Origin of the sequence: Prevotella sp. PTAC (assembly GCF_013166535.1) — a bacterium.
In the GTDB taxonomy this organism is placed as follows: domain Bacteria; phylum Bacteroidota; class Bacteroidia; order Bacteroidales; family Bacteroidaceae; genus Prevotella.
In genome coordinates this window covers 52,855-79,758 of sequence record NZ_JABKKK010000008.1, presented here as the reverse complement: position 1 = coordinate 79,758, position 26,904 = coordinate 52,855, and the positions used below count along the sequence as shown (strand labels likewise).

20 protein-coding genes and 1 tRNA gene are annotated in these 26,904 nt (G+C 48.3%); 4 read left to right on the top strand and 17 right to left on the bottom strand.

Going from position 1 to position 26,904, the window contains the following annotated elements; all coding sequences use genetic code 11:
- Nucleotides 1–20: 20 nt before the first annotated feature.
- From HPS53_RS07690 to HPS53_RS07645, 10 genes are all read right to left on the bottom strand, one after another.
- Nucleotides 21–1,202: a fimbrillin family protein gene (locus HPS53_RS07690; protein ID WP_172205489.1), complete on the bottom strand. Its 1,182-nt coding sequence runs from the start codon at nucleotides 1,200–1,202 to the stop codon at nucleotides 21–23.
- 25 nt (nucleotides 1,203–1,227) lie between these two features.
- Nucleotides 1,228–2,646 (bottom strand): fimbrillin family protein, encoded by a 1,419-nt coding sequence (locus HPS53_RS07685; protein WP_172205487.1) that lies wholly within the window; start codon nucleotides 2,644–2,646, stop codon nucleotides 1,228–1,230.
- A gap of 97 nt (nucleotides 2,647–2,743) precedes the next feature.
- On the bottom strand, nucleotides 2,744–4,180 hold the full coding sequence (locus HPS53_RS07680; RefSeq protein ID WP_172205485.1) for a hypothetical protein: 1,437 nt from the start codon (nucleotides 4,178–4,180) through the stop codon (nucleotides 2,744–2,746).
- Between the two features lie 102 nt (nucleotides 4,181–4,282).
- Nucleotides 4,283–5,611, bottom strand: a complete 1,329-nt coding sequence (locus HPS53_RS07675; RefSeq protein WP_104368766.1) for a hypothetical protein — start codon at nucleotides 5,609–5,611, stop codon at nucleotides 4,283–4,285.
- Nucleotides 5,608–6,960: a DUF3575 domain-containing protein gene (locus HPS53_RS07670; protein ID WP_172205483.1), complete on the bottom strand. Its 1,353-nt coding sequence runs from the start codon at nucleotides 6,958–6,960 to the stop codon at nucleotides 5,608–5,610. The genes HPS53_RS07675 and HPS53_RS07670 overlap by 4 nt, the downstream gene beginning before the upstream one ends.
- Before the next feature lie 98 nt (nucleotides 6,961–7,058).
- The gene (locus HPS53_RS07665) at nucleotides 7,059–7,298 is read right to left on the bottom strand and encodes a hypothetical protein (RefSeq protein ID WP_104368768.1); all 240 of its coding nucleotides are present in this window, start codon (nucleotides 7,296–7,298) and stop codon (nucleotides 7,059–7,061) included.
- A 563-nt stretch (nucleotides 7,299–7,861) separates the two neighbouring features.
- Nucleotides 7,862–7,943: transfer RNA gene (locus tag HPS53_RS07660), tRNA-Leu, on the bottom strand.
- A 100-nt stretch (nucleotides 7,944–8,043) separates the two neighbouring features.
- The gene (locus HPS53_RS07655) at nucleotides 8,044–9,078 is read right to left on the bottom strand and encodes a S41 family peptidase (RefSeq protein WP_104368769.1); all 1,035 of its coding nucleotides are present in this window, start codon (nucleotides 9,076–9,078) and stop codon (nucleotides 8,044–8,046) included.
- Complete coding sequence (locus HPS53_RS07650) at nucleotides 9,075–9,893, bottom strand: DUF3316 domain-containing protein (protein WP_172205481.1); 819 nt, start codon at nucleotides 9,891–9,893, stop codon at nucleotides 9,075–9,077. The genes HPS53_RS07655 and HPS53_RS07650 overlap by 4 nt, the downstream gene beginning before the upstream one ends.
- Complete coding sequence (locus HPS53_RS07645; protein WP_104368771.1) at nucleotides 9,880–12,633, bottom strand: DNA gyrase/topoisomerase IV subunit A; 2,754 nt, start codon at nucleotides 12,631–12,633, stop codon at nucleotides 9,880–9,882. The genes HPS53_RS07650 and HPS53_RS07645 overlap by 14 nt, the downstream gene beginning before the upstream one ends.
- Before the next feature lie 922 nt (nucleotides 12,634–13,555).
- Here HPS53_RS07645 and HPS53_RS07640 point away from each other — a divergent pair.
- Entirely contained in the window at nucleotides 13,556–15,097 is a 1,542-nt protein-coding gene (locus HPS53_RS07640) for a glycine--tRNA ligase (protein ID WP_172205479.1), read from the top strand.
- Nucleotides 15,098–15,733, top strand: coding sequence for an FKBP-type peptidyl-prolyl cis-trans isomerase (locus HPS53_RS07635; RefSeq protein WP_172205477.1), 636 nt, complete (start codon nucleotides 15,098–15,100; stop codon nucleotides 15,731–15,733).
- Between the two features lie 346 nt (nucleotides 15,734–16,079).
- Here the strand turns inward: HPS53_RS07635 and HPS53_RS07630 are convergent, their stop codons facing one another.
- On the bottom strand, nucleotides 16,080–16,994 hold the full coding sequence (locus tag HPS53_RS07630; protein ID WP_172205475.1) for a DMT family transporter: 915 nt from the start codon (nucleotides 16,992–16,994) through the stop codon (nucleotides 16,080–16,082).
- A 92-nt stretch (nucleotides 16,995–17,086) separates the two neighbouring features.
- On the opposite strand from HPS53_RS07630, the gene HPS53_RS07625 reads away from it, so the two are divergent.
- Nucleotides 17,087–17,905, top strand: a complete 819-nt coding sequence (locus tag HPS53_RS07625; RefSeq protein WP_104368600.1) for an AAA family ATPase — start codon at nucleotides 17,087–17,089, stop codon at nucleotides 17,903–17,905.
- 2 nt (nucleotides 17,906–17,907) lie between these two features.
- Nucleotides 17,908–18,915 (top strand): DUF4435 domain-containing protein, encoded by a 1,008-nt coding sequence (locus tag HPS53_RS07620; protein WP_172205536.1) that lies wholly within the window; start codon nucleotides 17,908–17,910, stop codon nucleotides 18,913–18,915.
- Nucleotides 18,916–19,081: 166 nt separating this feature from the next.
- Here the strand turns inward: HPS53_RS07620 and HPS53_RS07615 are convergent, their stop codons facing one another.
- The 6 genes from HPS53_RS07615 to HPS53_RS07590 form a co-directional block, all read right to left on the bottom strand.
- Nucleotides 19,082–20,044: a type I phosphomannose isomerase catalytic subunit gene (locus tag HPS53_RS07615; RefSeq protein ID WP_172205474.1), complete on the bottom strand. Its 963-nt coding sequence runs from the start codon at nucleotides 20,042–20,044 to the stop codon at nucleotides 19,082–19,084.
- Between the two features lie 126 nt (nucleotides 20,045–20,170).
- A complete protein-coding gene (locus HPS53_RS07610; protein WP_172205472.1) occupies nucleotides 20,171–21,628 on the bottom strand; it encodes a TrkH family potassium uptake protein in 1,458 nt (485 codons plus the stop codon).
- Nucleotides 21,622–22,980, bottom strand: coding sequence for a Trk system potassium transporter TrkA (gene trkA / locus HPS53_RS07605; protein WP_104368597.1), 1,359 nt, complete (start codon nucleotides 22,978–22,980; stop codon nucleotides 21,622–21,624). The genes HPS53_RS07610 and trkA overlap by 7 nt, the downstream gene beginning before the upstream one ends.
- Nucleotides 22,977–24,869 (bottom strand): 1-deoxy-D-xylulose-5-phosphate synthase, encoded by a 1,893-nt coding sequence (dxs, locus tag HPS53_RS07600; protein WP_172205470.1) that lies wholly within the window; start codon nucleotides 24,867–24,869, stop codon nucleotides 22,977–22,979. The genes trkA and dxs overlap by 4 nt, the downstream gene beginning before the upstream one ends.
- Nucleotides 24,870–25,029: 160 nt before the next feature.
- A complete protein-coding gene (locus HPS53_RS07595) occupies nucleotides 25,030–25,950 on the bottom strand; it encodes a cation diffusion facilitator family transporter (protein ID WP_172205468.1) in 921 nt (306 codons plus the stop codon).
- A 76-nt stretch (nucleotides 25,951–26,026) separates the two neighbouring features.
- On the bottom strand, nucleotides 26,027–26,896 hold the full coding sequence (locus HPS53_RS07590; protein ID WP_172205466.1) for an AraC family transcriptional regulator: 870 nt from the start codon (nucleotides 26,894–26,896) through the stop codon (nucleotides 26,027–26,029).
- Nucleotides 26,897–26,904: the final 8 nt, after the last annotated feature.

Here is a 26,904-nt window from a genome sequence, read left to right as displayed (position 1 = left end):
GAGATATGGTTCTGTTTGTATTAATATTGAACATCATATTCCTTGTCGTCTGTAATCCACGGCGCGAGGGTGGCATTGAGACGGATATCCTCTGGAGAATATATTGTGAGTACGACATTGTATAGTGTTCCGGCCTTTGTGAATTTACCTTCCTCGGAGGTCAATACCGCATCGGGAAACACGTCAAGCATTTTCTCTTCACCACCGGTTGCTTGAGCCAGTGTTATCCTCACTCTGTACTGCTGTTTCAGGCCGTTTGCGCCATCCGTGTTCAGTGGAGGCAGCATAATGCCTTGACCCAGTTCCTGTTTGGTTTCCGAAACCCGAACCGGTACGAATTCGCCGTCATTATCGCCACGCACGGTGTACTTGGTATCGGTAGCTTCCGTGATGCTGAGAGTGCCGTTGGCCTCTTTGTCGGTGGACGCGACGACGAGGCGTACTTTCTCCGGAACGTCACAGACCTCGACCTTCTTGATGATCAGGTCTTTGGCTTTTTCATCGACAACCCCGCCTTTCATTCCTGCGATGCAATGAAACTGCACCTGGATGAGTTTATGTTCAAAAGCCATTTTGGCGGATGTGTTGATGTTTGCCGTTTCGCGGAAATACTTGGCACTGTATGCGTTTGGTGCGGTGTTGTCTGTATAACCGTGAATGACGTCTTCCTTGCCGGTGATGGGAATATCGGCATACACATTGTTGGCGTCGCCTGTTATCTCTGTTGTTCTCGGATAATAGCCGTAGAACTGATATGTGAGCCAGTTTGATAGGGGATAATACTTTATTTCCTTTTCTGTCCCGTTATCGGCGTAAAACTCAATGTCCGTATATGCCGTGCCGTCTTCTGTCTTTGTCTTCTTTACGGCGTCGGCTTTTACATTGTCCAACAGTCTGTAATATTTGGCATGTTGATGCAAAGGGTCCCAGGTGATGGTTTTATCGAATTTGGTATTCTCGACAAAGCCGTTAGCCAAACAGAATATTCCCAAGTCGTTGGCTTCGAATGTATTTGTGCCGTCATCGGAGTCCAGAGCGGCACGAGTGCCGCCTGAACCTGATGAGAGTTGTATTCTAACGTCGCTGTTGCTTGGTATTACAGGTATTACCATGTCGTTTTCATTGTCGGAAGTATCGTCACTGCCGCAGCCTGTGAATGATACCAAAGCAACGCAAACTATTAAAAATATTCTATTTATCATATATATATAAACTTGGAGTTAAGGATTAATCCTGACCGATATTTATTTCACCGCCGTCTTCCCATGGAGCGAGTGTTGTTGTGACAACGATACGCTCGAAGCCGTATATCGTGATGATTACGTTATAAGACTTGCCAGCCTCAAAAGCAGCAATGCCTGTCGCCTCACCTTTCTTGACCAGGTCGGGAGTAATGTCGAGGGTATAAACTTTTGTCTTGAATCTGTAATCGTCGTCAGTGGCTTCCGAACCGTCTGCTATCGGGTTTTTCAATATTTTTTGTTTTACGGTGATTTCCAATGTATATTTATCCAGACCGGGACTTACGAGAAGGGCTTCTCCGATATTTTTAGCTGCTGATGCTCCGTCTATCCACATATTTGGAAAACCTGTTGCGGCTTCTGTCGGTAGAGACACATTGGCGTCTTCCACTTTTTTGTCGTTCTCTTCTTCGTAACCGTCTTTAAGCACGTCATTTTCCTTTGCTTCCGATTCTTCCACCTCTACTTTTTTAGTGGCTGTGCGGTTTCTCAATGTTAGATAAGGAAGAAACTCTCCTTCCTCTGTCGTTATGCCTTTGACCGTTTCTGACTCTGTCTCGTTTTTAGACCATGTGATGTATTCGTCGTTCTCAGGAGCGTTTGCGGGCAGATGGGCAATGGTCAGTACGCCGTTTGTTCTTGATGAAAGTTTTATGCTCTCGACTTTTACAGCCGTTTCATCGGTATTGTTTTCATCTTTTGGACAAGAGTTCTCATTGCCGCCTTTGATCTGGAAAGTGAAGCGAGAGAGCAAGTGATTGAACAGAAGGTTGGGCTGGATGCCGTGACGGGCTGCCTTTGCGGAGTAGACATCCTCAGCTTTCACGGTGTTACTCTCACTTTCGATTATATTCCGGTCGGTGTCTGAAAGAAGTGTGGTCGCTCTCATGACGTCTTGCGTTCCGTCGATGGTGAAGTCTACCGTATAGGCCGTTTCTTCTGTGTTAAGAGCGGCCGGGCTGTTTTGTACGGCGTCATCCAGACGGTAGCCATAGAAATCGAAAGAACCTGATGGAGGATAATACTTGTATTCACTTTGCGGAAGAGTGGCTTCGCCTGTTGACTCTCCGTCGGGAGTTGTCATGATTGCATCTTTGTACAATGCTTCTGTAGGATTGTCTGTGCCGTCGGAAGTGGCTAATTTCAGAGTTCCTTTTCTGAACATAAATACATTTACGGATTGTCCGGACCATGCGTTAGGAGAAATGACGGTCTCTCCGTCCATAACGCCTCCCACGGTTCCTGTACCACGGGTCTGAACTTCCGATGCGACAGAAGCCACTCCGATTTTGATTGCCTCACGACTTTCATTGCCTGTAGCATCACCACTTGCGAAATCATCGCTTGACGAACATGCAGATAACATGCCTACGGCTGCGGCTGCATAGAAAAATAACTTTTTCATAAGGGTTAATTTAATTAATATTAAAGAATAACATTTCGTATTCCGTTATTTGTCTGAAAATCATATATAAGTTCGTATCTTCACTTTCATGCAGGGATTACTCTCCGCCTATTGAGATGTCTCCGCCGAATAGCCAACTGTCTATATTAGAGTTGACTTCTATCTTTTGCGGTCCGTATATCGCAATATTTATATTGTAAAGGTTGTTTGGCTTGAAATCTATTTTTTGGTCATCTGTCGGCAGGCTGTATTGGTAAACACGTTCTTCTTTATCGTCAAATCCGGGAAGGGAGCATGTGAAGTATATGCGTAGTGTGCATTTTCCCACTGCCGGTATGAGCAGGCCTGTTCCGGCTTCTTCCCGCTTTCGCTCTTTCCACGGCATGTTTGTGTATGAATCTTCCCACGGCAGTTTTAATCCCAAGAAATAAGGATCATTATAGTTGCCGGTGTCTTCGGTGTGGACATCTTCTTTATCTTCTGTTTTTGTGTCATTGGTAATGTCACCCGCACTGTCTGTCTTTTTCGTATCTTTTCTTATCCATAATTCTTTTCGGTCGCTTTCCTTTTTATCGTTCCAGGTCAAGGCCATGTCTTCCGCATATCTGCCGGCAACTATAAACTCGCCTTTATAAGGCAATTCAACCGATATGCGGGTGACGTTCACGTATTTGCAGTCGGCACTGCCCGGATAGAGGAAAAACTTTAATCGTGCCAGTTTGTGTTCAAGCGGTACTATCGGATAAATACCATGTCTGGCAGAGTATGTACTGAAACCGCGTGTATTCAGGATTCTACTGTATTCTGCGTCATCGAGATCGTTTTTTATATCAATGAAGTGCTTGTTGAGATATTCATCGTTCAATACGGGTGATGTACCGCACATTATGTCTTGGCTTCCGTCTATCTCAATATGATGCACAATCTTGTCGGCGGTGCGCTCGGTCATGGTCTCACTGTCGTCAATGTGGTATACAAAGAAATTGTATGCTCGATCGATATATTCCTTTTTGTTGCTGTAATTAAGTATCTTAGGATGCTCGGTGTAGTATCTGTCATATTGGAATACAAGCTCTTTGTTTCTGTTTGTATTCAATTTTGCCGGCATGCCTAATCGGTCATATCCGTCTACGAGACAGTGCCTGTGTTCTATATCCCGTTGACCGCCTGACGTTTTGAAGAATGATTGTGTCAGGTCGGTAGTCTCATCCACTCCGTTATGGAATGCGAATACATGAAAGGTGAATTTCTGCTCATCCTCTATCGGCCTTGTCTCGTTTCCATTCTCGTCTTTTTCATTTTCAAATACTCCTATTCCGCGTGTGTTGTCGTTTTTGACAGGGTTGGTCTCGAAGAATTTTTGTTCTTCAAGAAATACTTGTACTTCTGTGGCATTATTGTTTTCATTATTGCTGATGTTTATCTCTTGATCGTAGTCGAGTCCTGGGTAAGACTCCGAGCCGCATGATATTAATATCGGAAGTATCATTGCCATGGTCGTAAGCAGGACCTGTATGTTTGTCTTTGCTGTCATTTATCTTTTATATTACACATTCATTAAATATATATGTATTTTGTTTGTTGGGGGTATGTCGGTGCGGATGTCATGCTTTGTGCGTGAGCGGCGTGACTTTAATCACAGTTCTATGTCAATGTCGTTGCCTTTTTTGTAAATCCACCCTTTTATACCTTCCGCCGACGGGCTTTCCAGCATTTTTTCGCCGTCTATGACTATTTCCGATTCAATGTCAATGGTGTGCTTTTTGCCTATGCGCCGTGCGTGATTTCCGTCTTCGGTGATTTCGATAAGATTTGCTTTTGTCAGTTCTTTATGTATATTCAGAATGCCTTGAATGCTTTTCTTGTGTTCCTTTCCGTTCTTGTTTATTGTACAGTATACTATGGCTTGCAGCATTCCTGGACCTATGACTGCCTCTTCATCATTGTTTTTCACAATGCTTGGCACGTTTATCTTTGCCGTGTATTGGGCATACTCGTTAGTCTTGCTGTCTTCCTCCATGCCGACAATATGGAACGGGAACATTATTTTGCTGGTTTTAGTTATGTCGATATATCCGTTTGATATGTTGATAGACTGCGGAATACCCGATACTTCTCCGAGTATACCCTCGATTTTGAAAGTGCAGTTGTCTGCCGATACTTTCCTTACCTTTATGTTTATCGTGATTGTTTGTGTGGCCTGTTGCGGACGGAATGTAATCGATTGGATATGTCCTTCAACGACGGGAGTAATGTTTACGCTGTCTATAAACAGCGGGCATGAGCTTGGCAACATGTATGACGAATATGAATTGAAGTCTGTCCACCCTTGAAATCCTTTGTCTTTCAATGGCTTGGATATCTTATCCATCTCATATGTTATCTCCCGGCTTGTTCTGTCGTATGTGTTGTATTCAAGGGCAAATCCCTCATTTGTCATGTTATTGTCGTCCGTTGAGATGAATTTGTCTATGTTTTTCATCTCCATTTTGTTTGTCGCTGTAAACGTGTAGAACTTATATTCTCCCGCTTTCACATCGAAGTCGCTGTATTTGTATACGGCCTTTTCCGTGTTCTCGCCGTTGTTCTCTTTATCGTTTTCGTCACTGTTTCCCATATTGCCTGTATCCGTATCGTCTTCTTTTTCCGTTTTGATTGCCGGAGACTCTTCGTGGGTATCTTGTAGAGGTAGCCGATTGAACACATACCGCCCTTTGCCTTCATTCGGTTCACCTTTCTTTGTATATATGGCCGCTGTCATCTTCCAATAGTTTATCACCCTGTTTGCTATTACGAACATTGAGTCCGGGCGTTCTATGTCAATGTCCGATAAATCCCAGTTGTATTCAAATCTCACTTGTGCCCTGTGTGGATGTTGTTCGGTCGGGCATATATCGACATCAGTGCATGCCGATATTAAGGTAGAGAACATAATAAGGAGAGCTGCGGTTTTTATATTTTTCATGGCCTGTCCTCCTTTCTTTCTTCTGTGGCAGATATTATTGGTTCTGTCGACGCAGATTGATTTTTATCGTTTGACGATGTCTCTGAACCGGATTTGTCTTTTTTCGTTTCTTTGTTTTTCTTGCTTTCCCGTTCTTTCGTTTTTATTCCTATTTCCGTCTTATTTTCTTTTTCAGACATTATACTGTCGTTTTTCCAGCCTGTCTGTTTCTCTTGATTTTCTTTCTTCCCGGCTTTTCCTTCATTTCCTGTTTGTTTTTTCATCTTGCGGTTTATCGCTTTTTGTGATTTAAGAAGTGCCGCTTGTGCTTTTTGTTCCCTTACTTTGATTTTGTTGAGCGAGTCAGTGTTGGCTCGTTCTATTGTCAACAACGAATCGTATACAGCCCAGAATTCCTTTCGTATCAGACCCTGAATGCTGTCGGTGTTGCGTACGTCGATATCATGCGCCACTTTAGTGAAATGTATGTTGTCATGTTTCTCCTGATATTTTGTGTCCACCTCGTATCTCCACCTGTACTTGCTTGTGCTCGGAGTTTTGCCTAGCCGGTATGTCAGGGCACATCGCAATTCGTTTATCATAGGCATTATTTGTCCGTCGGCGTGTCCTGTCGTCGGGTAGCAATTGCTTTCCCGGTCGAGTCGGTATTTGTCATAAGAAGTATATGTGACACCGATGGCTACACCAAGGTCTAAATCAAGACTGTGCCCGTTTCGGAATACATATAATGGTTTTACTATTCCGAACTGGTATCCGGCGCTTATGGCTGTTCCCTGTTTGCCGTCATTACCGAGCATCATAGAGTATTTGGTAAATGCGAGGTAGGCTCCGCGATAGAACATCGCGTTCGGGTGCTTGGATGTTTTATGGCGTGCCGAGAACGGTTTGTCCCATATATGCTTGTGTCGGTTGTATTTCCAGTTCCTGCTGTCTTTGTCGATCGTCTTTACTCTGAAATAGTTTCGGTAGTCTATTCTCGCCTCCGCTATATTATATACCGTTCCGGGATTGTAGGTGTGGCTTGTCTGCCAATTATATCTGATGTTTATGCCGAGAGTGTTTCTGTTGTAGTTCACGTTTTTAAGGTCAAATTCAATCCCAATGTTGGGTATGAGCATCAGCCAGTCTGCCGCATTGGTACGTATTCCGATGCGATCATTAAGCGTCAAGGTGTCTATACCCGATTTGCTGTCAATAAGCATCGGCTTTTCCGTTGGTATTACGGCCTCTATCGGCGGCTTCTTTGTTTGCCTTGCAGATTTTTTGTTTGTTTCTTTTGTCGTCTGGGCCTTTACCGGTATGGTTATAATAATTAGGAAGACTAATATAAGTCTTATTCTATTTGCCATTAAAAAATGATTTATGTATCAGGTACAAAATTAAGAATAATCCTTATGGGGGGGTAAAAAGAGTGTATCAGATTAATAACGTATGTGTAACAAATAAATCACGTTTTATCGGTGCTTTTATTGCGGTCTTCCTTTAGTTTGACGCAGTATGGATTAAAGAAGTTTTTGTCAAGAATAATACTTATTCTATAAAGCATGGAGCAGTCGATGCTTTTTCTCCTGAAGATGCTGTATACGTTTGTTCTTTCACAGCATAGCATTCTCGCAAACCAAGAAACGCTGCGTTCTTGGTTTCTCAGTTCTTGTTCTATTAACTGCCCGATGTGTATTTCTTTCATATTGCCCGGTTTTTGCGTATATATCCAAATTGCATAAAAAGAAAAGTGTGAGCCTTTTACCTCTATTATCCCCAAGAAAGGCTCTGGACTGCCTGCACAACGGACAATAGAACACAGCTCACACCTTGGGGATATATAAAACTTGATGGCATGGCATGCCGTCAAATATATAATCACACCAAGGATGAACGTTAGCGCTGTTCCGTATTGTGCATGAATTGTCCAGATTCATCTTAGAGGAACAAAGCATAAACGCTTCCTTAATATGTCTGCTGTTTACGGATAAACAGCAATGCAAAATTAAGAAAAGTTTATGAACTAACATTCTTTTGTGAGCTGTTTTTGCAAAATTACGAATATTTTTCAGGAAATAAGCAGGTAATGTCCGGAAACTGTAAAGATTTTACTTGGTTGTATAATTGTTTTCAACAACCGTCCGTATATAATCCCATGAATAATTATTTGTAAACTTTTTTACCCGTAAAATATGGTAGGGTAAAGTGTGGATGATATAATACAAAAAAAGGGTGTCCAAACCTAATGGATACCCTCTTTGACTAATGTGCGCCTGATAGGACTCGAACCTACACGTCGCAAAACACCAGATCCTAAGTCTGGCGCGTCTACCAATTTCGCCACAGGCGCATTTGCGAACTGTTGAAGACCGGCTCTCCGGTGTTGATTTCACATTTGCGGATGCAAAGATACGCAGAATTTGGGTATCGGCCAAATAAAAAAGGGATTTTTATTGCGATAGCAATACGCGGGCGTACTCTATTATCGTGTCATGTCCGCGTGCGAAGTCTCCGTCTGTAAGCGATACTTTGTGGTCGGGAGATATGCCGAATTCCGTCGATTGCTTGTTTCTGTCATACATCGGGCATGCCGAGAAGCGTACTCCCCATCCGTTTGGGAGCATGCTGCTGAATGGCAATCCGGCTCCGCCTCCCGTCCTGTCGCCTACGATAGTCGATTGTGGGGCGCATTTCATGTATTTCACGAACTCGTTGGCCGCACTGTATACTTTCCTGTTCGTAAGCACGCATACACGTTTCTGCCATCTTATATTTGAAGAGGGGCTGATGCGTTGCTCTTTCATCTCCGAGAAATCATTATGTCCCATGCCGGTCTTGTGCCTTATGTATCCCACTGTTGCCGGTTCGTTGAAGAACCGTGCCGCAAACCGCTCCGCTGTGGTCAGCGTCCCTCCGCTGTTTCCTCTTATGTCTATTATCAGTCCGCGGCAGGTCATCAGGTGCATGAACATCTCGTCGAGATTGCCTTCTCCTATGCCGTTTGTGAAGCTCTCGTATCTCACATAGCCTATGTTGTCGTCGAGCACTCGGTATTTCAATCCCGCCGCAATCTTGTAGTCTGTGCCGAGGTAGCGTCTCAACAGCGTGTCGCTGACGTTTGCCGGAAAGTTCTCGTGCCAGCTCCAGTAGCGTGCGAAGTCATAGGATGTCGACAGGTTGACATGCCCGTCGCGCAGTTCGCCCAGCATGTCGGCCAGCACCTCGAAGAGTTGGTCGCTTGTCATGCCGTTGTTTATCCTCACTTTATATTTGTTGTATGTCTCGTTCCAGTCGAGGCCATACTCCTTGTTTTTGTAGTCGAAGAAACAATAATGCTCGTCTATAATCCTCCATAGTGCCTCGAAGTTGCCTTGCGGGGAGTTGTCATATTCCTCTTCGTCCACGCATGCTGTCATGGTCGCGGCGATGATAATTGCCGTCAGCATGGCGCGGCATACGTTCAGTGCGTTTTTTAACATGCTCATGGCCTGTAATGAATTAGTTTGAATTGCTTCACAAATCCTATCATGAACCTGTGCGAATAGACGTGCGATTTCAGATTGTTCACCTGTGCCTGGCGGTAATCGCCGAGGTAGCCTGCTCTCAGCGTCGTGCGCCTGCCAATGTTGACGTCTATGGAAATCATCTGTCTGAAATTGGGCATGCTGACAAGTGTTGTCGGAACGATGTTGTGATCGTAGTCACCTCGTGAAAATATTTCGTAGTACGATTGCCCGTAGTTGGGACTGAACATAATTCCGGCCAGCGGCACGTCGAGTTCGTAGCGTACGGCCAGCGGAATGTTTCCTGCCTTGAACCTGTATGTTGCTATTCCAGACGGCATAATGCCGATGCCCATTCTTGCCTGGGCCGGATTGTTTCCGTTTGATGTGTTGTAGATAAAGCCCAGTTCTGCGTTTGCCAGCGCTCCCGCCTGCAGTGTGAGCCTGTCGCCGAGCAGATCCCATCTTCGGTATTTGCCCCAGAAGAAACTATATGAGCCTTCCATTTCGTCTGCCGTGTCGCTGCGATTGTGTGTGAGTGACAGTCCGGCCTGATGCTGTATGACAGTGCTCCACCGCCTTTCCGGTTTGCGACGTTCGGTGACGGACAGGAAAGACATGCCCGTGCCGCTGAAATGTTCTTGCGAAAGATAAGTGTCGAGCAACTTGGTGGTTCCGGCTCCGATCATGTATGCAGACGTGGTTGTCCTGCCGTCTGCCACAGAGTCTGTCTGTGCCGATATTCCCGTGCAGCACAACAACAACAGTGCGGCGGGTATGGTTTTAATTGTTTTCATCAGGGAAAAGGCTCAACTGTCCGGTAATCTCGTCTATCACTTGCTGCTCCGACTTGCCTGCGTCGGGGTCCATGTTTTCCGGTTGCGTTACCGCGCTGCCGGTGGCTTTGCCATCGTCCGTTTTGCCGTTTCCGTCGTTTCCTTCATCCTGTTCGTTGTCACTCATGTCCTGTTCCGGCTCGGGAAATCTTATCGGTTCCAGCTCCTCTATGCTTTCTATGTGCCATGTGGTTATGCGCTTGCCTTTGGCCTTGAAGCCTTTTACGGCGATAAACTGTTCGGCATCTATCTCCAGCGGTTCCCGGAACTCGTCCGCTCCGTTGAACGTGACTTTTATCCTCGGGTAAACCTGGTCGGTGAGCAGCACCGGACGACTGTTGGCGTTGTCTCCCAGATAGCTTTGCTTGCGCCGTGTGGCCTCCATTTGGAAACGCTTTATATATGGGTATCCGTCATTGTCCGCATCGAACAGCACGGCCGTCCACACTTTGGCGGCATCGAATTTCTCTATTATCTTAATATTGTCCTCGTAGTGGTTGTTCACGTCGAAGTTGGTGAGATAGAACTCGCCGTTGGTCAGTATCACCAGTATCATGTCGTCGTCATTGAACTCTCCCAGCAGCGTGCCGTGGTCATCATAGTTCAGTCGCTTCACGTCGGCGTCGAACCAAACCTTGCGCCCGCCGAGCGTTGAGTGCCCGTGGCTCTTCAGTCCAATTCTGTTTACCTGTTTTTTTGTCAGAATGTTGCCTTTTGACGTGCGGCCTTTGATTATCACTTCCGAGAAGTCCTTTTCGAGGAATATGCTTGTCTTGCGTTTCGACTGCACCTCCATCGGGTCGAGCGTCACTTTGATAATCTCGGCCTCGCCGTTGGGATTGGCCGTGAAGTACATCACTTTCGAGCCCGGTGTGCCTGAGGTGAGGTCGTTCTCGCGGTCGCGCGATATTCCCGTCACGTTGAAGCGCTTGATGTAGCAAGGGCCTTTTCGGCCGTCTCGGTATACCACGTTGTATATAGTCCGCTTGTCGTTCTTTTTGAAAACGCCGAGATGCAGTATGTTTTTGCCCACGAATATCTTGTCGGCCACGCGCACCACCTTGTATTTTCCGTCTTTGTAGAAGATGATGATGTCGTCTATGTCGGAGCAGTTGCACACGAACTCGTCTTTTTTCAGGCTTGTACCGATAAATCCGTCCTGCCGGTTGATATACAGTTTCTCGTTGGCTTCTACCACCTTCGATGCCTCGATGGTGTCGAAGTTCCTTATCTCGGTGAGTCTCGGGTGGTCTTTTCCGTATTTGTCTTTGAGGAAGGTGAACCAGTTGGCCGTCACCTCCACCATGTTGGCCAGGTCGCGGTCGATATTGTCTATCTCGGCTTTTATGCGAGCCATGAGTTCCTCGGCTTTCTCCTTGTTGAACTTCAGTATGCGCTGCATCTTTATTTCAAGCAGTTTGAGAATGTCGTCTTTCGTCACCTCGCGCACCAGTTGGGGATAATACGGCGTGAGACGTTCGTCTATATGCTCGCACACGGTGTCCACGTCGGGCGCCTGTTCGAACTTGCGGTCTTTGTATATGCGTTCCTCGATGAATATCTTTTCGAGCGAGCTGAAATGATATTGTTCGAGCAGTTCGCCCTTGCGTATTTCCAGTTCCCGGCGGATGAGGTCTTTCGTACGGTCGACAGAGGCTCGCAGCACGTCGCTCACATTGAGGAATTTTGGCTTGTCGTCCTCTATCACACAGCAGTTGGGCGATATGTTCACCTCGCAGTCGGAGAAGGCGTAGAGTGCGTCGAGTGTCTTGTCGCTCGACACTCCCGGTGCCAGATGCACGATAATCTCCACCTGTGCCGCCGTGTTGTCTTCCACCTTGCGTGCCTTTATCTTGCCTTTCTCTATCGCCCTGAGAATGGAGTCTATGAGCGTGGCCGTGGTCTTTCCGTATGGTATCTCGCGTATCACGAGTGTCTTGCTGTCGCGCTTTTCTATCTTAGCCCTTACTTTGAGGCTTCCTCCGCGCTGTCCGTCGTTGTATTTTGATATATCTATGCTTCCGCCTGTGGGGAAGTCGGGATACAGCCGGAAGTCCTGGCCGTGCAGATAGCTCACGGCCGCATCGCAGATGTCACAGAAATTGTGCGGCAATATCTTTGAAGACAGACCCACGGCGATGCCTTCGGCACCCTGCGCCAAGAGCAGCGGGTACTTGACAGGCAGCGTGATAGGCTCTTTGTTTCGCCCGTCATATGATAACTGCCATTCAGTGGTCTTCGGGTTGAACACCGTGTCGAGAGCGAATTTGGACAATCGTGCCTCGATGTATCGCGGAGCGGCGGCCCGGTCGCCGGTAAGTATGTTTCCCCAGTTGCCCTGCGTGTCCACGAGCAGGTCTTTCTGTCCTATCTGCACGAGGGCGTCGCCGATGGAGGCGTCGCCGTGCGGGTGAAACTGCATGGTGTGTCCCACGATGTTGGCCACTTTGTTGTATCGTCCGTCGTCCATGCGTTTCATCGAGTGCAGTATTCTCCGCTGCACGGGTTTCAGCCCGTCCTCGATGTGCGGCACGGCTCTTTCGAGTATTACGTATGACGCATAGTCGAGAAACCAGCTCTGATACATGCCGCTCAGGTGGTGCACCGCCGATGCGTCGAACCTGTTTACCGGTGTGTAGTCGGAGTGTTCCCCGTTAATGTTCTCTTCGATAATCTCGTTGTCTGTAATCTCGTCGCTCATAAATATTGTTTTATCTCAAATTTGCCTCAAAGTTAATGATTTTTTTTCAGTCGGCCAAGTTTTGTGCCAAAAGCCTTTGTCGCAGGCAGTCCGTCGTCCGATTGCCATCAGGTGCCAGTAGGGTGTTTTAATTTGGCTGATGAAATCGCTGTGTTCTTTCAGTATAGGATAGTAGTTGTAAAAAAATATCCGCAAACCGACGGTCTGCCGCTTGTGCATATTTATGCGGTTTATGGGTGCGGTCGTAGGGAAAATCCTTTGCTTTTTGATAGAAATACGGTTGCCGGCGGCTGTTTTTGTGTCGGGATGGCCGTTGTCGTGCAACGGGCGGTCCGTTGCAATGCGTTTAGACACCCGTTGCCTTCCGTTTAGTATCCCGTTGCAAGGTAACGGGTATCCGAATGCAAGGCAATAAATGCCCTATAATCATTAATAATATGCAAAAAGCAACAGGCTCGCGACAATCAGTGTCGCGAGCCTGTTGGCAAAGCCACGGTAAAGGTGGCTAATGGTATTAATATGTGACAGGCGGCAGCGGGGAGTGTGGCATCTCTCTTGCATGTCAAAAATCACGGTGTCAAAATTTGCATATTTATGCGCTTGGGAGGTTCGGATATACGATCGTGTATGTCATGTTTGTAAAATTTTATCATAATCATGGGCGATAGGATGATTGTTCTTACCGGCAAATTTAGCAAAAAACGCATCGTCATGCAAGCATCATCACGATACACTTCGCTATATATCGGCGTGTAATTGGTATTGGCGGCAGGAGTGTGAATATGCGTCCTGTTGGCGTAAGACGCACATACTGATGAGTGTTTTTATCCTTTTGCCTCTCATTTTTATATGGAAAATACCCTTTACTCTCGTGAAAAAAAGGTATCTTTGCATGCAGATTTCGAAATTTACAAAATATATTATGGCACAAGAAGACGTTTTTAAGAAGATTGTATCCCATTGCAAGGAATACGGTTTCGTGTTTCCCAGCAGCGACATCTATGATGGATTGGGAGCCGTTTACGACTACGGTCAGAACGGTGTGGAACTGAAAAACAATATCAAGGAATACTGGTGGAAAAGCATGGTGCTGCTGCACGAGAACATCGTGGGCATAGACTCGGCCATATTCATGCATCCCACGATATGGAAAGCCAGCGGGCATGTGGACGCGTTTAACGACCCGCTCATCGACAACCGTGACTCGAAGAAGCGTTATCGTGCCGATGTGCTGATAGAGGACCAGATGGCCAAATACGACGAGAAGATCGAGAAAGAGGTGGCGAAAGCCCGCAAGCGTTTCGGAGACTCGTTCGACGAGGAACAGTATCTGGCAACGAGTCCGCGCGTGCTCGAGATCAAGCAGAAACGTGATGCGCTGCATGAGCGTTATGCCGAGGCAATGCAGGGTCCCGACTTGGAGGCTCTCAAACAGATAATCATCGACGAAGAGATTGTAGACCCTATATCGGGCACCAAGAACTGGACCGATGTGCGCCAGTTCAACCTTATGTTCTCCACGGAGATGGGAGCGTCTGCCGACAGCTCGAGCAAGATATACCTGCGCCCTGAGACTGCACAGGGAATATTCGTCAACTATCTCAACGTGCAGAAGACCGGCCGCATGAAGATACCTTTCGGTATAGCCCAGATAGGCAAGGCGTTCCGTAACGAGATTGTGGCGCGCCAGTTTATCTTCCGCATGCGCGAGTTTGAGCAGATGGAGATGCAGTTCTTCGTGAAGCCGGGCACCGAGCTTGACTGGTTCCCGAAATGGAAGCAGACCCGTATGGCATGGCATCAGGCTCTCGGCTTCGGAGCTGATAACTATCGTTTCCACGACCACGACAAACTGGCCCACTATGCCAACGCCGCCACGGATATCGAGTTCCGCATGCCGTTTGGTTTCAAGGAGGTTGAGGGTATACACAGCCGCACCAACTTCGACTTGTCGCAGCACGAGAAGTTCTCAGGCCGGTCAATAAAATACTTCGACCCGCAGAGCAACGAGAGCTACACTCCGTATGTGATAGAGACGTCTATCGGCGTGGACCGTATGTTCCTTTCCATCATGTGCCACTCGTTCGAGGAAGAGAAACTCGAAAACGGCGAGACACGTACTGTTCTCAAACTGCCAGCGGCCCTCGCTCCGGTGAAACTGGCCGTGATGCCGCTTGTCAAGAAAGACGGCCTGCCCGAGAAAGCCCGTGAGATAATAGACAGCCTGCGTTTCCACTTCAACTGTCAGTACGACGAGAAAGATACCATAGGCAAGCGTTATCGCCGTCAGGACGCAATAGGTACGCCATATTGCGTGACAGTGGATTACGACACGCTGAAAGACAACACCGTGACACTGCGTTTCCGTGACACGATGGAGCAGGAGAGAGTGAGCATCTCTGAGCTGAACAGCATCATCGAAGACAAGGTGAGCATTGCGAGCCTTTTGAAAAAACTGCAATAAATGAAGAAAACCAAGATATTAACGCTCGCCATGATGCTGTTCTCGATAATGTTGGGAACGGCATCGTGCAGCGAGGAAGACGATACGGTAGAGGAATTTCCCGACTGGCAGGCTAAAAACAACACTTTCTTCAACCATCTGAGCGATTCGGTGAGCTCACTGCTCGCCGCTGACCCTGCACGGACGGATTGGAAAAGGATAAAAAGCTGGTCGAAGCCGTCGGATGTGGCAGGCGTCAACGCCGACTATATCATCGTTCACGTGGAAGAGGCCGCTGCGCCCGAAGTGACCGGGTCGCCCATATATACCGATACGGTTACGGTGAGCTATATGGGCAGACTGCTTCCTTCCGTATCTTATCCTTCGGGCTTTGTGTTTGACAGGACGTTCGAGGGGGAATATGACAAGGAGCTTAGCGCAAGTGTGAAATTCGCTATCGGCGACCAGAACGGAACCGGTCTTGTAGACGGTTTCGCCACGGCATTGCAGAACATGCGCCGAGGTGACCGTTGGACGGTGTACATCCCTTATCAGCTTGGCTATAAAAGTACGGCCAGTGGCGGCATTCCCGCATTCAGCACTCTCATATTCGAGATTGTGCTGCAAGACTATTGGGGAGCGAAAGAAGTTTCTTGAACAGGAGATTTTTTTAGAAATTAAGGGAGTTCTTTTTAGAGAAGTTAAGGGAGTTAAAGAAGTTGTCGCAGGCTGTCGCCTGCTTGAAGTTAAAGACATTACTCTTGTTGCGTGACCGTATCACGGTGTTTTCAAGAGATACACAATATACAAATAATCAAAGCATTTGTCTTTAATTTCAAGCAGGCGACAGCCTGCGACAACTTCTTTAACTCCCTTAACTTCTCTAAAAAGAACTTCCTTAACCCCTTAATCTGCCTTGTTCCATGCCTGTGATGCCTGATATTTGAAGATAAATTTATTCAGAAACATTTAACCGTACAAATGTACGACTCTTAATATATCATTACTGCCGCTTCTCCCCGTCCGCCCTGCTTCTCGACTTTGTCACGAGCCATACGCCTGAGAAAACAAGGACAACAGCAACGGCGTGGGCGGGTAGAAAAACGCCGAGACCGGTGATTACGCTCACCAATACGGAGACGAGCGGCTGCACGTAGTTGTATATGCTGACGACTGTGGGCCGCAGGGTGTGCTGTCCTATCATGGTGAGAATATAGCTTAGATATGTCGCCACGAAGACCACATATCCGGTTTCAATCCATGTCTTGACATGCACTGCGGCGAAATCTATCGCCGTGACGCTGCCGAAAGAAAATGGCAGGACCATGAACGTGGCGAAAGTGAACATCCACTTGTTTATCGTGAATACCGAATAGCGCTTGATGAGCGGACTGAACAGCGACAGGTAGAGTGCGAACGAGAACTGGGCAAACAGGCACAGCAGGTCGCCGCGGATGTCGCCGACACGGGAATTCACGGCGGCTGCGCTGGTGAGGATGAGTATCAGCGCGCCGCTGCATCCCATGAGCACGCCCGTGGCTTTCTTGCCGGTAATCGGCTCTTTGAGAATGAGCGCCGACAGGATCATGGCGAATATCGGCATTGATGTGGTCACGATACTGGCGTTAATCGGAGAGGTGATGCTCAGGCCGATGGTATAGCAGCACTGGTTGAGAACGAGGCCGAGAAGGGCGGCGAAGAAAAACATCGCTATGTCCTTGCCGGGTACATGCTCGCGCCTCACAAAAAATGAAGTGAGCCAGAACAGCACTGCCGCCCCGCATACCCGAAACGTGACTAAGTCTATACCCGTGATGCCGTGGGTCATGGCATCTTTGCCGAGAGGTGCCATCAGCCCCCAGAACGCGCAGGCAAAGAACATACTGAGATGAGCGGTCAACGCTCTTTTGTTATCCATCTTTTTCTTTATTATTGAAAAACCGCTGCAAAATTACATATTTATTGAGAATAATACGTATATTTGCGGAAAGGAATTTCATATTGACGGATATGCAGAAATACGCTGACTACATCGCCCAGATAGAGATAGACTCACTGTGGAGCGGCAAGAAGCACATTGTGTGGAACCTTGACCAGAAGGTGAACATACTGAGCGGAATAAACGGGGTGGGCAAGAGCACTATATTAAACAAGGTGGTGAAAGGGCTTGTCCATGGCGGAGAGTTTACCAGCAATGTGGTTGCCGGAGTGCGGATGAAGGTCGTTCCGGAAGACGCGCGGTGGATAAGGTATGACGTGATACGCAGTTTCGACCGCCCGTTGATGACGAGCGAGCTGGTAAACAAGGTGGTGGACGCGTCGGTGACAACGGAACTGGACTGGCAGTTGTATCAGTTGCAGCGCAAGTATCTTGACTATCAGGTGAACATCGGTAACAGGATAATAGAGGTGTTGCAGTCGGGTGAGGCAGACGGAGCGCAGCGTGCGCAAGAAATCTCTGAGCCGAAAAAGAAATTCCAGGATATGATAGACCGGTTGTTTGCAGAGACCGGTAAGCGGTTGATACGCACGAAGAATGATATCGCATTCTCGCAGATAGGCGAGGTGCTCACACCGTATCAGCTGTCGAGCGGAGAGAAGCAGATGCTCGTGATACTGCTGACCGTTCTCATAGAAGACAATCAGCCATATGTCCTTTTCATGGACGAGCCGGAAGTGAGCCTGCACATAGACTGGCAACAAAGGCTTATAGACATGATAATAGACCTTAACCCCAATGTGCAGATAATACTGACGACCCATTCTCCGGCAGTGATAATGAACGGATGGATGGACAAGGTGACGGAGGTAAGCGACATAACAATATGAATATGGGCAGGCGGTTGAAAGACAGCATCACGTCTGGGTATTTCGAGGCGGCCAACAGGATGACCTCGAAAGACGCGCGGCGGAGAATCGTGGCTTATGTGGAAAGCTACGATGATGTGTTCTTTTGGCGTACGGTGCTCAGCGGCTTTGAGGACGATACCTGTTATTTTGAAGTCATGCTGCCGTCGAAAGGCACTTTGCGCAGAGGCAAGAAATCGGTTCTGATGAGCGTGATTGCCGATAACGCTGGGAAGGACATGATAGCGTGTGTGGATGCCGACTACGATTATCTGATGCAGGGACGGACCGTATCGTCGCAAAAGATACTTGAAAATCCTTTCGTGTTTCATACTTATGTCTATTCGATAGAGAATTACCAGTGTTTTGCCGCCTCGCTGCATGATGTGTGTGTGATGGTGACGCTAAACGACCATGCAATTTTCAACTTTACGGAATATATGCGGCAATATTCAGAGGCATGTTATCCGCTGTTTGTATGGTCGATATGGGCTTATCGCACTGAAAATTATGATTATTTTTCTCTGTCCGATTTCACGAAAGTGATAGATCCGGGAGGGTTCAACGTGTTTGCTCCGCAAGTGGCGATAGACAATCTGCGGCGCAAGGTGTCACGTAGGGTTAATGTTTTGCGTCAGCATTTTCCCAGGGCGAAAGAATCCTATCTTGCGCTTAAGGACGAATTGCGGCAGCTCGGAGTCACTCCCCAAAACACATATCTGTACATACAAGGTCATCATATATTCGATACCGTGGTGGTGCCGATAGTGACAAAGGTGTGCAATCAGTTGCGAATGGAGCGTGAAAGGGAAATACAGGTTACGTCTGCACACCGGACGCAGATGCGAAATGAATTGTCCTGTTATGAAAACAGCATCGAGGATGTTCGATCGATGCTGAAAAAAAATGTTGGTTATATTAATAGTCCGCAATTCAACAGGCTGCGGAAAGAAGTGGAATTGTTTGTCGAACGGTTGAAGACCGGTAGGTAATCATGTGTCGTTTGTCAGTTGTTGACGCATTAATCGTATAGGCGCCCCATGATATGTATCATGCCTGTTCATACTGCCTTAAACATGGATGGTACATCGTGATTTGGTTTTATGGAGGCCAAGAAACAATGGACATGCGTTATTCATACGTGTATGGATTCTCATTTCAGATGTATGTTTCAAGGAATTTTATGTCTCCGGTGATGTTCACGTGGTTCATTTCGGCCGGGATGAGCAGTGTTTTACCCATTCCGAATATTGTCTCGTTGCCATCTTCGTCTGTCAGGGTTCCTTCTCCTTTAAGTCCGATGAGTATCACGAAACTGTCGAGTTCGGAGTAGTCGAGGGTCATCGGCTCGTCTATATCGTATACGGCAGTGTTGAACAACGGACTTTCCACGATTTGGACACCCTCGTTTTTGACGGGAGTATAATCGGTCTTATATGACTCTTTCACCTCGTAATCTATGGATTCGGCCGCCTTTTCGGTATGCAGCTCCCTGAGATTGCCGTCTTTGTCTTTTCTGTTGAAGTCATAAATACGGTATGTGACATCACTTGTCTGCTGTATTTCGGCGAAGAAACAGCCTTTGCCTGTGCTGTGAATACGTCCTGCGGGAATAAAGAAACAGTCTCCCTCGTTCACCTCATATTCGGTAATGACATCGCATATAGTGTTTTTTCGCACCATGTCCTTGTACTCTTCGGGAGTGATATGCTGTTTGAGGCCCAGCAAAATCTTTGCGCCCGGCTCAGACTTCATCATATACCACATCTCTGTTTTACCGTTGGGATGGCCGTGTCGGCCGGCAGTTTCGTCATCGGGGTGTACCTGTATGGATAAATCGCGGCATGCGTCAATGAATTTTATGAGTAGCGGAAACCTGTTTCCGAAACGTTTGTAGTTGTCGTTTCCCACCAGTCTCCCTTTCAGCTCGGCCACGACATCATTCAGTCTTCGGCCTTCGTATTCACCGTCGGCCACCACGGTCTCATTGTTTTCAAGGCCGGAAATCTCCCAGCTCTCTCCCACTTGTTTGAGAGATTGGCTTGAATGCTTGAACGGTAGGATTTTATCGCCTCCCCATATCGTTTGCTTAAACAGGGGAACAAATGTTAATACTCTCATATTCTTGCAACTTTTTATCATTCTTTTGTATGTGTTGACAGCATATTAAAAGGTGTGGTCTAAGTTCGGTTTCCTTTATTTGTCGGTGTCATTAATTCTATTTCTCAAGGTTCTTTTCACTATCTGTCAGTTGTCTTTCCAGTATCCTGGTGTGAAAAGCACGAATACCGACATAATCTCTATACGTCCCATGAGCATCAAAAGGGAGCATATCCATTTTATACCGTCCGGCAACGTGCTCCAAGACATTTCCGGACCTATTTGCGTTCCGAGCGTGGGGCCTACGTTACTCATGCAACTCAAGGCTATGGTTATGGCGTTGGTGTTGTCTATTCCCACGGAAATCATTATTGTAGCGGCAATCAGGCACATGAGGACGTATGCGGCAAAGAACGCAAGCAGGGTGGAAATCTTTGATTGGGATATACTCATTCCGTTTACTTTCACCGGCAATACGGCATTGGGATGCAGTATTTGTTTGAACTCATTGCGTATCACTTTCAATACAATGACACCGCGGATACACTTGAACCCGCCGCTTGTCGAGCCTGCGCATGAGCCTATGAACATGCACGCTCCCAGTATTACCCATGTGATGTGGGGCCATGTCCCGGCGTCATCGTTGAAAAGTCCGGTGGTAGTGATGAAAGAGATGACTTGGAACAATGCGCTTCTGAAAGCCCTTTCGATGCCATAGTCCATTCGTGTTATCAGCAAAAACATTATCATTGCCGTGGCCGTGACGATGATGCCGATATATAATCTGAACTCTGAGTTCTTCAGCATTGTGTCAAACCGGCCTTTGAATATCATTATATAGAGCAGCGTGAAGTTGAGGCCGGCAAGGAACTGGAAGAGAATGCCTATGTATTCTATTATCGGCGAACCGAAGTATGCCGTACTTTCATCATGCGTTGAGAAACCGCCGGTGGCCGTTGTAGACATGGAGTAGTTCAAACTGTCGAACAGACTCATTCCCGCAGCCCAGAACGCGCCCATGCATGCCACGGTAAGGGCAAGATAGATAGACCATATCCACTTGGCATTCGTGCTGAGCCTGGGGTGCATCTTTGAACGGATCGGACCGGTGGCTTCCGCTGCAAACACTTTGACGCTGCCGCCTACCATCGACGGTAGGATGGCAATGGTGAAGAATACAATACCGAGGCCGCCTATCCATTGCGTCAGCGAGCGCCAGAACAATATGCCGTGGGGCAGTCTTTCCACGCTGTCGAGTATTGTGGCTCCGGTTGTCGTAAATCCCGACATCGTCTCAAAATAAGCGTCGGCCACGTTGGTTATGTATCCGCCGATCAGGAAAGGGCACATACCGAAGAAACTGAATATTATCCACGTTGCCGTGACCACGAAGTAAGCATCCCGCCTGCTCATGTTGTTTGATGCCCCGCGACCCAGATATTTGAAAATAAAACCTATTCCGATGGTCGCTATCATTGATATTAGGAATGCCATGGAGTCGTCTTCCCCGTAATATAACGATATGATAAAGCAACAGAACATGAAGCCGCATTCGAGAAAAAGCAACTGGCCGATGATTTTCGATATGGTTCTGAAGTTTACCATAATGAACTGGTCTTAAAATATTTCTCCACCTTTTTCAGATTATGTTCATGGAAGAAGACCATGACCGAGTCACCCTCTTCAATCTGCGAGTTTCCGTTCACGAGCATGCCAACCCCTTTTCTTACCAGTCCGCCGATTGTCACTCCGAACGGCAGTCCGAGCGATTTTACCGGCTTTTTTGTCACCGGCGAACCTTTTGCGGCCGTGAATTCGGCCACGTCCGATTCCACCATCATGAGCGAACGCATGTTGCTGACATCGGCGTCAAGCATCATTTGGTGTATGTGGTTTGCCGCTATTGTCTTCTTGTTGATTATTGTTCCGATATCAAGCTCTTCCGCCATGTTGACGTAATCAAGGTTCTCAACCGTGGCAATGGTCTTGTGTACACCCAGTCTTTTTGCCGTCAGGCATGCGAGTATGTTTGTCTCGGCGTTTCCTGTCAGTGCCACAAAAGCCTGGGCGTTCCTTATGCCTTCCTCCTCAAGCAGGCTGATGTCCCGTCCGTCGCCGTGTATTACCATTGTGTCCGAGTCGTCGAGCAGCTGGTTCAGCCGCTCGCAGCGTTTCTCGTCTATCTCAATGATCTTTATGTTCATGTTGTCGGGCGCTGTCAGGGCAGTCCTTACAGCCGTCTTGCCGCCTCCCATGATGATAACGTTCTTCACGTCTTCATAGTGCTCCTTGCCTACTATCTTGCGTATATATGGTAAATACTCCTTTGTGGTCATGAAAAAAGCCATGTCGCGGTCGTGCAGCTCGTCGTTTCCGCTTGGTATTATCGCCTCGGCCCCGCGCTTGATTGCCACTATGTGGTACGGATCGTCAGGGCCGCATAGTATCCGCAGCGGTTGGTTCAGGATCTCGCATTGCTCATGCAGTTTGATGCCGAGCATCACCAGATTGCTGCTGTGCACGTTCCAATGCAGCCTTGCCCAGCTGAGTCTCAGTCCGTTCACGATGTCTACCGCGGCCAATGCCTCGGGATAAATGAGCGAGTCGAGCCCCATTCTCTTGAAAAACGATTCGAGGCTTGGTGCCAGATACTCATAGTTGTCTATCCTCGCCACTGTCTTTTTAGCTCCGAGCGAGTGCGCTATGATACATGCGTTTATGTTTGTGCTCTCTTCCGGTGTCACGCCGATGAACAGGTCGGCGTTGTATACTCCGGCTTCTTTCTGTGTTTTGATGCTTGTCGGAGAACCTTGCAGTGTCATTATGTCGCATTCACGGTCGAGATTGCCGAAGCGTGCTTCGTCCTCGTCTATCAGAGTACAGTCCTGATGGTCTTTCGACATCAGTCCGGAGAGGTGTGTTCCGACGGCTCCAGCGCCGGCAATGACTATTTTCATTCTGTTATTTTCTTTTTAATACTGTCTTTGTCCAAGCCTACTATCTCCCGTAATTGCTCTACCGTGCCGTGTTCAACAAATTCGTCGGGCAGTCCCATGCGTTCTATTTCGGGATAGTGGCCGCGGTCTGCCATCCATTCCTGTATCGCCGAGCCGAATCCTCCGGCTCTCGCTCCGTCTTCCACGGTGATTATTCTATGGAATTTTGCCGCCACCTCATTCAGGAGTTCTTCGTCGAGCGGTTTCAGGAAGCGTATGTCGTAGTGCGCCACAGACAACCCCTCGTTCTCCTTCTCGGCCTCTTCTATAGCCTGTGCCACGGTGTTTCCTATCGGACCTATTGTCAGCACGGCAGTGTCCCTGCCGTCTTTCAGCCTGCGTCCGGTGCCCACTTCTATTTCTTCAAGCGGGCATTTCCAGTCTTTCAGCACTCCTTTTCCGCGCGGATACCTTATCACGAACGAGCCTTTGCCCGGCAGTTGTGCCGTATACATCAGTCGTCTCAGTTCGTGTTCGTTCATCGGTGATGCTATCGTCAGGTTCGGAACGGCCCGCAGGGCCACCATGTCGAAAGCTCCGTGGTGTGTAGCCCCGTCTTCGCCCACCAGTCCGGCCCTGTCGAGGCAGAGCACTACGGGCAGGTTCATGATCGCCATGTCGTGTATGATGTTGTCGTAAGCTCGTTGTGCGAAAGCACTGTATATGTTGCAGAACGGTTGCAGGCCTTCTTTCGCCATGCCTCCCGAGAATGTCACTGCGTGTCCTTCGGCTATGCCCACGTCGAATGTTCTGTCGGGCATGGCTTGCATCATGATGTTCATCGAGCATCCCGTCGGCATGGCGGGAGTCACTCCCACGATGTTCGGATTGCGCTCCGCCAGTTCGAGCAGCGTGTGCCCGAATACGTCCTGATACTTCATCGGGCTGTCATCCGACCGGTTTTCGATGCGCTCTCCCGTATCCACGTCAAACTTTCCGGGCGCGTGCCATATCGTGGCCGCTTTCTCTGCCGGCTCATATCCTTTGCCTTTCGTGGTGTGAAGGTGCAGCAGTTTGGGGCCTTTCATGTCTTTCAACTGCTTCATTATGCGCACAAGCTCTTTCACGTTGTGCCCGTCGAAAGGTCCGAAGTACCTTATGTTCAAGCCTTCAAAAATATTCTGTTGGTGGCTGATTGCCGCTTTGAGGGCGTTTCCCAGTCGTATCAGTCCGTTGCGCCTGTCGTCTTTGAGGTAGCCTTTCGAGCGCAGCCAGTTTCCTGCTTTAAATCTCAGTGCGTTGTAAGTCTCGTTGGTGTTCAGCTCGAGCAGATATTGTTTCATTCCTCCCACGCTCCTGTCTATGCTCATGTTGTTGTCGTTCAGCACTATGAGCATGTCGTTGGGTGTGGATGATACGTTGTTAAGCCCTTCAAATGCAAGTCCGCCGCTCATAGCCCCGTCGCCGATCACGGCCACCACATGTCTCTGCCCGGATTGTGTCTTGGCTGCCACCGCCATTCCGAGCGCGGCCGATATGGAGTTGCTGGCATGTCCGCATACGAACGTGTCGTATTCGCTCTCTTCCGGCGATGGGAACGGTCTGATGCCGTTCAGCTTGCGGTTGGTGCAGAACTGTTCTCTCCTGCCGGTCAGTATCTTGTGCCCATAGGCTTGATGCCCCACGTCCCACACAATGCGGTCGTCAGGTGTGTCGAATACATAATGCAGGGCCACCGTGATTTCCACCGCACCGAGGCTCGACGCCAGGTGTCCCGGGTTTACGGAAAGCTCTTCTACAATGTCCTTGCGTAGCTTTTCACAGACTTCCGGAAGCTGTTCAACATTTAGTTTTCGCAGATCATCCGGGTATTTAATGTGGCTCAAAAGGCCCAAATCATCTTGTCTCACTATATATCTTTCATGTATAATATGTGCAAAGATACGCTTTTATTTTTAAATAGGCCTTTATGTAACGATAATTTAGCGGCTTTTGCGATGATATTCGACATGGGTCAATTATGTGTCTTTCTGTGTCCCGTCGACTCTTTGTGACCTCGGGCGTGTGTTCTCAGCAGCCGTTGCAGTGGCAGTTTTCTGTCTCGAATTCGAGTGTGGTGTGGGTTATCCCGGCTTTGGCAAGGACTTTTTTTATGTCGGTTTTCGTCTGCTCTATGGCATTGATGTCGCTTGTTACGACATGTGCCGTCAGTGCGTTTGTAGTGGTGCTTATGGCCCAGATGTGTATGTGGTGCACGTCCTTAACGTTGTGTCTGTCCCTTATCATCTTCTCTATCGCCTCTGTGTCTATGCCTTCCGGTGTGCCGTCGAGAGACAGTCTGAGGCTTTCCGATAGCAGGCGCCATGTCGACGCGAGTATTACCAAGGCTATTGCGATAGACACAATCGGGTCTATCACGTACCATCCTGTCATGCTTATAGCCATGCCCGACACCACCACACCTGCCGATACCAGCGTGTCGGCCGCCATGTGCAGGAACGCTCCTCTCACGTTGATGTCGTTTTTCTGTCCCCGCATGAGCAGGATTACAGTCAGTCCGTTGATGATAATCCCGGCGGCGGCTGTCCATGACACTGCCGCGCCGTTCACTTCTGTCGGTTCGTAGAATTTGTGCGCGCTCTCTATCACTATCGCCCCGACGGCGGCGAGCAGAATGATTGCGTTGAGCAGCGATATGAGTACGGTGCTCTTTTTCAGTCCGTAGGTAAATCTTTTTGTGGAGTGGACCCTCGACAGCCTGAAAGCCACAAGCACGAGTGCGAGCGAGAACACGTCGCTCAGGTTGTGTCCGGCGTCGGATAGGAGCGAAAGCGAGTTCTCCGCCAGTCCCACCACAGCTTCTACTGCCACGAAAAGCAGGTTGATGAGTATGCAGAATATGAAAATCCTGTCTATCGTCCGCGGGGCGTGTACATGTACGTGTCCGCCGTGTGCGTGACTGTGTCCGTTATGGTTGCCTTGTTGTTTCATTTCTTCCATGTTTTTGTGCAAAGGTAATGAAACGTCTGTGCAATCCGGTTGCAAAGTGTGTGAAAAAATGTTCCGGCTATGTTTTCCGGTATTCTTCCGGCTCGTGACCGGTGATTTTTTTGAAAAAGGCGTTGAAACAGCTTTCCGAGCAAAAACCGAGTGCGGCCGATATTTCGGCTGTTGTGAGGCCGTGGTCCATAAGCATGGTCTTGGCGGTCTTTATGCGGTGCAGGCTTACATAGTCCGCGGTGTGCTTGCCTGTCTCGTGACGCAGTAAGTCGTCGAGATATGCCGCCGATACTTTCAGGCCGGGTGCCATGTCTTGTGCTGTCGGCATCGTGCCTGTTGCCGCCAGTCCTGCCGCCATGTATTCGTCGATAGCCTTGTCGATGCGGCTTATCAGCGCGGTGTTGACATCGTGTCGCGTGATGAACTGCCGTGCATAAAACCGTTCCGAGTAATTGAGCAGCGTCTCGATATGGTTGCATATCAGTGTCTTGCTGAACTTGTCCACTCCGTGACGCAGTTCGCTCTTCACTCCGTCTATGCACCGCTGCGCTGTTTCCGCCTCATGGAAAGACAGGTGCAGTGCCTCGTCTCCGGCATATCCGAAGAATGTATGTCTGCCTAATGCCAGTCCGAGTGGTGTACTGCTAATGATGTCGGGGTGGAACAGGAGTATTGCCGCCTTGTCCGCGTTTTTCGTTGAAACGGTCTTTCCCGGCCTGCGAAACTGCATTGTGGCGTATGAGAAATCGCATCTCATGCGTCCGAGATGCCGCCCGCCGTCAGGAAAAGACGCCATCATCACCGAATAACAATCACCGCACCTGAAAACCTTGTCTTGTCCGTCGGCACATACCACGCCGACAAGCGGGTGTCGTGTCTCTTCGCCGAAGAGACAGTTGCATCCACAGACTGTGGATGTCTCCGTTATGTATCCCATCTTACGTG

Bases quoted from the DNA above. Each gene is read 5' to 3' on its own strand.
- HPS53_RS07690 (WP_172205489.1), bottom strand. From the start codon at position 1,202: ATGATAAATAGAATATTTTTAATAGTTTGCGTTGCTTTGGTATCATTC.
- HPS53_RS07685 (WP_172205487.1), bottom strand. From the start codon at position 2,646: ATGAAAAAGTTATTTTTCTATGCAGCCGCAGCCGTAGGCATGTTATCT.
- HPS53_RS07680 (WP_172205485.1), bottom strand. From the start codon at position 4,180: ATGACAGCAAAGACAAACATACAGGTCCTGCTTACGACCATGGCAATG.
- HPS53_RS07675 (WP_104368766.1), bottom strand. From the start codon at position 5,611: ATGAAAAATATAAAAACCGCAGCTCTCCTTATTATGTTCTCTACCTTA.
- HPS53_RS07670 (WP_172205483.1), bottom strand. From the start codon at position 6,960: ATGGCAAATAGAATAAGACTTATATTAGTCTTCCTAATTATTATAACC.
- HPS53_RS07665 (WP_104368768.1), bottom strand. From the start codon at position 7,298: ATGAAAGAAATACACATCGGGCAGTTAATAGAACAAGAACTGAGAAAC.
- HPS53_RS07655 (WP_104368769.1), bottom strand. From the start codon at position 9,078: ATGAGCATGTTAAAAAACGCACTGAACGTATGCCGCGCCATGCTGACG.
- HPS53_RS07650 (WP_172205481.1), bottom strand. From the start codon at position 9,893: ATGAAAACAATTAAAACCATACCCGCCGCACTGTTGTTGTTGTGCTGC.
- HPS53_RS07645 (WP_104368771.1), bottom strand. From the start codon at position 12,633: ATGAGCGACGAGATTACAGACAACGAGATTATCGAAGAGAACATTAAC.
- HPS53_RS07640 (WP_172205479.1), top strand. From the start codon at position 13,556: ATGGCACAAGAAGACGTTTTTAAGAAGATTGTATCCCATTGCAAGGAA.
- HPS53_RS07635 (WP_172205477.1), top strand. From the start codon at position 15,098: ATGAAGAAAACCAAGATATTAACGCTCGCCATGATGCTGTTCTCGATA.
- HPS53_RS07630 (WP_172205475.1), bottom strand. From the start codon at position 16,994: ATGGATAACAAAAGAGCGTTGACCGCTCATCTCAGTATGTTCTTTGCC.
- HPS53_RS07625 (WP_104368600.1), top strand. From the start codon at position 17,087: ATGCAGAAATACGCTGACTACATCGCCCAGATAGAGATAGACTCACTG.
- HPS53_RS07620 (WP_172205536.1), top strand. From the start codon at position 17,908: ATGGGCAGGCGGTTGAAAGACAGCATCACGTCTGGGTATTTCGAGGCG.
- HPS53_RS07615 (WP_172205474.1), bottom strand. From the start codon at position 20,044: ATGAGAGTATTAACATTTGTTCCCCTGTTTAAGCAAACGATATGGGGA.
- HPS53_RS07610 (WP_172205472.1), bottom strand. From the start codon at position 21,628: ATGGTAAACTTCAGAACCATATCGAAAATCATCGGCCAGTTGCTTTTT.
- trkA (WP_104368597.1), bottom strand. From the start codon at position 22,980: ATGAAAATAGTCATTGCCGGCGCTGGAGCCGTCGGAACACACCTCTCC.
- HPS53_RS07595 (WP_172205468.1), bottom strand. From the start codon at position 25,950: ATGAAACAACAAGGCAACCATAACGGACACAGTCACGCACACGGCGGA.
- HPS53_RS07590 (WP_172205466.1), bottom strand. From the start codon at position 26,896: ATGGGATACATAACGGAGACATCCACAGTCTGTGGATGCAACTGTCTC.